The sequence below is a fragment of the Methylobacterium sp. 275MFSha3.1 genome (genome assembly GCF_900108435.1).
In the GTDB taxonomy this organism is placed as follows: domain Bacteria; phylum Pseudomonadota; class Alphaproteobacteria; order Rhizobiales; family Beijerinckiaceae; genus Methylobacterium.
Map to the genome: position 1 here is coordinate 177,024 of NZ_FNWP01000013.1, position 7,492 is coordinate 184,515.

The 7,492-nt window shown below is 71.3% G+C and carries 5 protein-coding genes and 1 rRNA gene; 3 read left to right on the plus strand and 3 right to left on the minus strand.

What is annotated here, in order from left to right:
* Positions 1 to 455: 455 nt before the first annotated feature.
* The gene (locus BLW78_RS17325; protein WP_091681042.1) at positions 456 to 2,585 is read left to right on the plus strand and encodes a TonB-dependent receptor; all 2,130 of its coding nucleotides are present in this window, start codon (positions 456 to 458) and stop codon (positions 2,583 to 2,585) included.
* Positions 2,586 to 2,738: 153 nt separating this feature from the next.
* Positions 2,739 to 3,494, plus strand: coding sequence for a hypothetical protein (locus BLW78_RS17330; RefSeq protein WP_091681044.1), 756 nt, complete (start codon positions 2,739 to 2,741; stop codon positions 3,492 to 3,494).
* A gap of 9 nt (positions 3,495 to 3,503) precedes the next feature.
* Here BLW78_RS17330 and metB read toward each other — a convergent pair whose 3' ends face one another.
* The 3 genes from metB to BLW78_RS17345 all read right to left on the minus strand — a co-directional run bounded on the left by metB (position 3,504) and on the right by BLW78_RS17345 (position 6,422).
* Complete coding sequence (metB, locus tag BLW78_RS17335) at positions 3,504 to 4,664, minus strand: cystathionine gamma-synthase (protein ID WP_091681071.1); 1,161 nt, start codon at positions 4,662 to 4,664, stop codon at positions 3,504 to 3,506.
* Between the two features lie 100 nt (positions 4,665 to 4,764).
* Positions 4,765 to 5,325, minus strand: a complete 561-nt coding sequence (locus tag BLW78_RS17340) for a cytochrome b (RefSeq protein ID WP_091681046.1) — start codon at positions 5,323 to 5,325, stop codon at positions 4,765 to 4,767.
* Positions 5,322 to 6,422 (minus strand): catalase family peroxidase, encoded by a 1,101-nt coding sequence (locus BLW78_RS17345; RefSeq protein ID WP_091681048.1) that lies wholly within the window; start codon positions 6,420 to 6,422, stop codon positions 5,322 to 5,324. Before BLW78_RS17345 ends, BLW78_RS17340 begins: the two co-directional genes overlap by 4 nt.
* An 840-nt stretch (positions 6,423 to 7,262) precedes the next feature.
* Here BLW78_RS17345 and BLW78_RS17350 point away from each other — a divergent pair.
* A 16S ribosomal RNA gene (locus BLW78_RS17350) occupies positions 7,263 to 7,492 on the plus strand; the annotation flags it as partial.

Here is a 7,492-nt window from a genome sequence, read left to right on the forward strand (position 1 = left end):
TCCCGCGGGCCCGTCGGGATCCGGTGGTCGCGCGGTCGAACGCCCCGGCGGCCCGACCGGCCGCGCACGATCCACGGGAAATCGCGGCCGGGTCCGGCCTCGGCGGCCTCGTCCGGACCGATGATCCCGGCCGTGCGCCTCGGCCGAGCTGCGGCCCGGCCCTCCGTGAAATCGCCGCCCTGATCGCGCGAAGATGGTCGCGTCATTGATAAACACGACGTCCTGAAATGCATCTATGTATATACGACAATAAATATCGATCATGTTCGATCGGCTCCGCGATCGAACTGTAGAGTTGTAATTACTCCAAATGCATTTTTGACACATGTAGAGATATTTGCTGGCTTGCTCCGTGATTCGGAGCCATCGTCACGACAATGCGGTCCCACGACTTCTCAGTACCTGTTTCCGCGCGGAACCGGCGCCGGCGGCGCGGGGTCCGGCCGGTTCTCCCGATGGTCGTCCTGCTGGGCTTCGTCGGGTCCGGGCTGCACGCCGCCCGCGCGGAGGAGGCCGGGGCCGGCCGGGACGTCCAGCTCGACGAGCTCTCGGTCGCGAGCGCGGCCGCATCGCGCGGCCCGGTCCCGGCCTATGCCGGCGGTCAGGTGGCGCGGGGCGGGCGCCTCGGCCTCCTCGGCGATATCGAGACCCAGAAGGCGCCCTTCAGCATCGCCAGCTACACCGACACGCTCATCCGGGACCGGCAGGCGCGGACGGTGTCCGAGACCCTGGTCCTCGACCCGTCGGTGCGCGCTACCCAGACCACGGGGGCGCCGTTCGACTCCTTCTCCATCCGGGGCTTCCCGTCCAACGAGAACACCAGCGGCGAGGTCGCCTTCGACGGGCTCTACGGCATTGCCCCGAGCTTCCGCATCTTCACCGACTACGTGGAGCGCATCGAGGTCCTGAAGGGGCCGTCCGCCGCCCTCACGGGGGTGTCGCCGAACGGCGCGGTCGGCGGCGTGGTCAACATCGTCCCCAAGCGCGCCGGCGCGGACCTGACCCGCGTCACGCTGGATTACGGCTCGTCCGCCTGGGGCGGCAGCCAAGTCGACGTCGCCCGCCGCTGGGGGCCTGGCCGGGAATGGGGCGCCCGCGTCGTCGGCAGCCTGCACGGCGGCGCCACGCCCTTCGACCGCCAGACCGAGACGACCGGCGTCGGGGCCCTGGCCCTCGACTACCAGGGTGACCGGTTCCGCGCGTGGCTCTACCTGCTGGCGCAGACCGACCGCTTCAACGCGCCGCTGCGCCCGTTCCTCCTGCGGGCCGGCGTGCCCGTACCGCGGGCGCCCGACGGCCGCCTGAACCTGACCCAGCCCTGGGAATACTCGGACGTCGACGATCGCGGCGGTCTGCTGCGCACCGAGTACGACCTGACCGATCAAGTCACGCTGTTCGCGGATGTCGGCGGCGGGCAGACCGGCGTGGAGCGCTACTTCCAGTCGGCGCCGACGATCCTCAATGGCCGCGGCGACACGACCAGCACGCCGCAATTCTACGCGCTGGGCGTCGACCGGCTCACCTACGACGGTGGCGTCCGGGCCCGGTTCGAGACCGGCTTCATCCGGCACGCCCTGACCGTGCAGGGCTCCGTGTACGACGAGGCGACGGCACGGCGGTTCTCGCCCGGCCGGGGCGCCTACCTGTCGAACCTCTACGCGCCGGCCCTCGTCCCGTACATCGCGCCGATCTACGGCGTCGGCCGGCCCCGCCTGTCCGACAGCACCCTGTCGGGGATCGCGGTGGCCGACACGCTGTCGGCCCTCGACGAGCGCATCCTGCTGACGCTGGGCGTGCGCCGCCAGCGCGTGGAGGCGCACAACTACGTGTCGAATGTCGGCACGCTCACCTCGTCCTACGACAAGAGCGCCACGACCCCGATGGTCGGCCTCGTGGTGCGGCCCTGGGACTCGGTCTCGCTCTACGGCAACTATATCGAGGGCCTGAGCCGCGGCGACGTGGCCCCGGCGGTGGCGACCAATTCCGGCACGATCCTGGAGCCCTACGTGGCCAGACAGGTCGAGGCGGGCGTGAAGCTCGATCTCGGCCGGTTCGGCGCCACGCTCGGCGCCTTCCGGATCACGAAGCCCGCGGGCGAGCTCGGCCCGCAGGGGCGCTTCGCGGCGACCGCCGAGCAGCGCGTCGGCGGGCTCGAGCTGAGCCTGTTCGGCGAGATCACCCCGCAGGTGCGGGTGGTCGGCGGCGTGACCCTGCTCGACGGACGCCTCGTCAGGACGGCGCTCGCCGCCAATCGCGGGAACCGGCCGATCGGCGTGCCGGAGGTCCAGGCGAGCCTGGGGGCCGAGTGGGACCTGCCGGGCTTGCCCGGCCTGACGCTCAACGGCGCGGTCATCTATACCGGGCGGCAGTTCGTCGACCTCGCGAACACCCAGGCCCTGCCGGACTGGGCCCGCCTCGACCTCGGCCTGCGCTACACGACGCGCGTCGCTGAGCGGCCGACGACCTTCCGGGCCAGCGTCCTCAACGTGACCGACACGCGGTACTGGACCGGGGTCGCCTCGTTCGGCACCTTCTTCCAGGGCGCGCCGCGCACCTACCTCCTGTCGATGGCGGTGGATCTCTGAGCCGAACCGGCGCGGCCGCGCCGGGCCTGTCGAGCGGCGCGATGTTTCACGGGAAACATTTTCTTAACCCTGAGCGGCGACCGCGCGGGACCGGCGAGCTGTTGCACCGGCGCCGTCGCGGCGCCGCGCCGGCCGGGTTACCACCGGTCCGGCATGACGACATCGAGCTGGCGCACCCTCCGCAACGTGCAGGCCCGGAAACGGCTGGAGAAGGCCTTGCCGGCGATCTTCCCGGCGCCGGTCCTGCAGCACGCCCTCGCGCGGCCCCTGATCCCGCCGACGCCGCGGCTCGCCGTCGAGAGCTACTGGCGCAACCACATCCTCCGGGCCGACCAACTCGCCCGGGCGCTGGCGGCGCGCTCCGGCACGCCGGAGGGCTGGGCCTGGCAGATCGGGGCCGAGGGGCGGGCCGGGAGCTTCCGCACGCCGCCCGCGCCGTTCCGCGATCCGGCCTTCGCCCGCGGGCGGGGCGCCTGCTGCATCTGTGGCCAGCCGGTCTACCGGTTCGGCTGGCACCGGGATCTCTGGGCGCGCGGCGCGCCCAACACCAATGCCGGCTGGCACGCGGCCTGTGTCGCGGCCTGGAAGTTCTGGATCGCGCCCCACGTCCAGGTCCGGGCGCTGAAGCTCCGCCAGCGCCACCGCTGCACCACCACCGGCAAGCGCCTGCTGAAGACCGCCGAGGTCGACCACCTGCTGCCGCTCTACCGGGTCTGGCGCGAGCACCGCGACGCGCCATGGCCGGAGCTCCTCGGCTACTGGGGCGCGCCGAACCTGCAGGTGGTCAACCGCGCCGCCCATCTCGACAAGTGCCGCGACGAGGCGGCCGAGCGCTCCCGGACCGTGCAGCGCGCCCGTTTCCGGGTGGTCGAGGACGAGTCCGGGTTCAGCGTGGTCGAGGAGGAGTGACCGGCCTGGTCAGCCGTCCAGGGCCTGGAGAGCCCGCGATAGGTCGGCCAGCAGGTCGGCGTCCGCCTCCAGGCCGACCGACAGGCGCAGCAGCCCGTCGGTGATGCCCGCGATGGCGCGCGCCTCCGGGTCCATCGCCGCGTGCGTCATGGTCGGCGGATGGGCGATCAGGCTCTCGACGCCGCCGAGCGACTCGGCCAGCGTGAACACCCGCAGGGCCTCCACGAAGGTCCTCACCGCGTCGCGGCCGCCGGCCAGCTCGAAGCTCAGCATCGCCCCGAAGCCCGCCTGCTGCGCCTTGGCCAGGGCGTGCCCCGGATGCGTCGGCAGGCCCGGATAGTGGACCCGGGCCACCGCCGGATGGGCGTCGAGGAAGGCCGCCAGGGCTGCTGCGTTGCGCTGCTGCTGCTCCACCCGGACGAACAGGGTGCGCAGGCCGCGGAGCGTCAGGTAGGCGTCGAGGGGCGAGCCGGTGACGCCGATCGTGTTCGCCCAGGCGGCGAGGTCCTCGCCCATCGCCTTGTCGGCGGCGATCACGGCCCCGCCGATCACGTCGGAATGGCCGTTCAGGAACTTGGTGGTGGAGTGGACGACGAGATCCGCCCCGAGGGCGATCGGCTGCTGCAGGGCGGGCGACAGGAAGGTGTTGTCCACTACCGCCAGCGCGCCGGCCGCCTTCGCGTCCGCGGTGATCCGCCGGACATCGACCACGCGCATCAGCGGGTTGCTCGGGGTCTCGATCAGCACGACCTTCGGTCCCTGGGCCAGGGCCGCCGTCAGCGCGTCCGGATCGGTCTGGTCGACGAAGGCGACGCGGTAATGGCCCCGCTCCGCGCGGAAGCTGAGCAGGCGGTGCGTTCCGCCGTAGCAATCGTGCGGCGCGATCAGGAGATCGCCGGGCCGCAGGCTCGACAGGGCGAGGTCGAGGGCCGCCATGCCGCTCGCCACCAGGACGGCGCGGGCGCCGCCCTCGAGCTTGGCGATCGTGTCGGCTAGCGCATCCCGGGTCGGATTGCCCAGACGCGAGTAATCGTAGGGGCCGGGCTGCTCGAAGGCCGGGAACCTGAAGGTTGTCGAAAGGTGGATCGGCGCGATCACCGCACCGAAGGCCGCATCCTGGGCCACGCCGTTGGCCGCCGCGACGGTACGCGCCGCTAATCCCTCTGACATCGCCTCGTCCTCCACGCAGTGACCGCGCGCCCGATCGACCGGGGCGGGCGAGCGTTCTTTATGGAGAACGGATCAGACTTTCAAGAGAACGAAACAGCCGTCACGGTTGCGCGGTGGTCCTCGCCGGTGTCGACCGCCAGGGCGCCATGCTGGCGAAGACCCCGTCCCGGCGGATCAGCGCGTGCAGCAGCGCCGCCGCCAGATGCGCGAGGATCAGGGCGAACAGCCCGTAGGCCAGCGCGGTGTGGAGCCGGCGCAGGGCCGCGTACAGCATCGGGTCCTGCGGCAGGATCGGCGGCAGGACGACCGAACCGGCGAGGATGACGGGGTAGCGCGCCGCTGACAGCATCGCCCAGCCGATCAGCGGCATGGCCAGCATCAGGCCGTAGAGCAGGATGTGCGAGGCGTGAGCCGCGCGCTTCTGCCAACTCAGAAGATCGGCCGGCAGGGGCGGCGGCGCGTGGCGCCAGCGATAGGCGAGTCGGAGCCCGGCGAGGACCAGGATCAGGATCCCGAGCGGCCGGTGCAGGGCCACGAGGGCTCCGTACTCGGCGAGCGACGCCACCATGGCGACGCCGATCAGCAGCATGGCCAGGATCAGCGCCGCCATGGTCCAGTGGAGCAGGCGGGCGGGCCGGTCGAAGCGGTCGGTCGCGGTCACAGGGCGGCTCCGTGGATCGCCGCGGCGGTGACGGCGCTCGGCGTCTTGGCCTCGCCGGCGCGGCGGGTGACGGATTGGGCGTAGGCCGCCGAGCGGGCGCTCAGCAGGGGGTCGTCGCTCGGCGCGATGCCGTCCGGCAGCACTAGCGGATCGAAGTTGATGTCGCGGCAGGTGGCGGCGGCCTCCGGCGTCGCCGCCGTGAGCGTCAGGGTCCCGACATCCACCGTCTCGCGGTCGGCCGGCCAGGGCCGCGTCGCGTCGGCGGTCGGGTCGCCGGCCTGGCCGAGCGTGACGATCAGGTGCCAGTGCCGGGGGCCCTGGGCCAGCTGCGCGGCGAGCGCGTCGAACAGGGCGTTCGCGCCGCCCGGTGCGGCCTCGGCCGCTGGCGCCGGGTCGGGGACCATGGCCCAGCGCACCGGCCGGGCGGCGCCGTCCGCGGCGACGAACCGGAAGGCGTTGAGGCTCCAGTAGGTGCTGTCGGCGAAGCCCGCGGTCACGGTCCGCGCCTTGATCAGCGCGGCGGCCTTCGCGCTCTCCGGATGGTCCGCGAAGAAGGCCTTCAGGCGCTCCGGATCCGGCTTGCCGGTGGCCGGATCGGGCTTGGCCGCGAGGAGCTGCGCGTAGAAGGCCTCGGGTGTGCGCACCGGAAAGACCGGGATGTTGTTCATGCCGGTGCGCCACTCTTCGCCGTCCGGCAGCCGGAAGCGGAGGGCGAGGCTGCGCACGGTGGCGGCGGCGTCGGCCGCGTAGGGCTGACCGCCGGCCAGCGCCACCCGCCCCTCGACCGGCGTCACGCGTCCCGCCGCGAACACGCCCGCCTTCGAGAGGCGCGCGCCCGCGCCGCTGCCCGTGAAGCGGCCCGCGACGCACATCCCCTTGGCGTGGTTGCGCCGGAAGCCGGGATGCGGCCCGTTCACCTGCTCGAACCGGTCGATGATCCGGGCCGGCGTGAGCTGGCCGGGCGAGAGCCAGCCGCCGGCATACGCGAAGGTGCCGGCGGTCCCGGCCAGGGCCGCGCCGATGGCGGAGAGGCGCAGGAGCAGGGCGGTCCCGGTCATGCCGGGGGACGCACCCGTGAGATCGTGCAGCAGCGTCATCGAGTGCCTCAGGATCAACCGCGATCACGCCTCTTCGCGCACCCGCCGCGATGGTTTCAGGCGGTGTGGGTCGTGCGCAGCGCCGGGGGGAGCACCCGCGTCGACCGGTGGGGGTGGGGGCCGGCGAGCGGGCCGGCCGGCCGCGATCCGCGAGCCGTGCGTCCCGGTCGGGGCCGCCCCGCGCTCGGCCCCTTGCGCAAGGCGGTTCGGACCCTTAGATCCGCTTCACCGGTCACGACGGCACGCCGTCCGCCGGAACTTCCTCAGCATTACCGGCCAGCACCGATCCTTCGGGATCGCGACGCCGTCGGGCGCGAGCGCAGGCTCGACCCGGGCCGGGTGCGTGAGGGAGCGTCCATCGTCCAGCGCCGCACCGAAGGGCCTCCGGGCCGTTCCGCGTCGCGCTCTGTCGACGGAGGCACTGAAATCCGGTTCGGCCGGTTCGGTTCCGTCGCCGGGGAAAAGGGTGGTTGACAGGAAAGTCCGGGGCAGCTTATACGGCGCCTCCCGACGCGGTCCGGAAGAAAAACGGGGCGGGTTGGACGGACTTACCGAGATTTAGAAAAGTAGATCTGGCGAAAGCCAAGGTACTTGACTTCTTCTCAGCCGGTAATTACGAGAGTGATTACTAATCTTTGACAAGTTGGAATGAGGAAGGGAGACGCGGGCGGCGTTTGTCCTTGCGGTCAGGCCTTAGGGTCTGGCGTGAGTAGACTTGTGCCGATCTGTTGTTCTTCTTTCTGAGCTCACCGACGGGTGTTTGGCGCTGTGAAGCGTCGGATGCTTGGTCGATGTGAGGCTCCGTCTGAGAATACACGTGATCGGCCAGATCAATCTCTTCAACGTGAGAGTTTGATCCTGGCTCAGAGCGAACGCTGGCGGCAGGCTTAACACATGCAAGTCGAGCGGGCCCTTCGGGGTCAGCGGCGGACGGGTGAGTAACGCGTGGGAACGTGCCTTCTGGTTCGGAATAACCCTGGGAAACTAGGGCTAATACCGGATACGCCCTTATGGGGAAAGGTTTACTGCCGGAAGATCGGCCCGCGTCTGATTAGCTAGTTGGTGGGGTA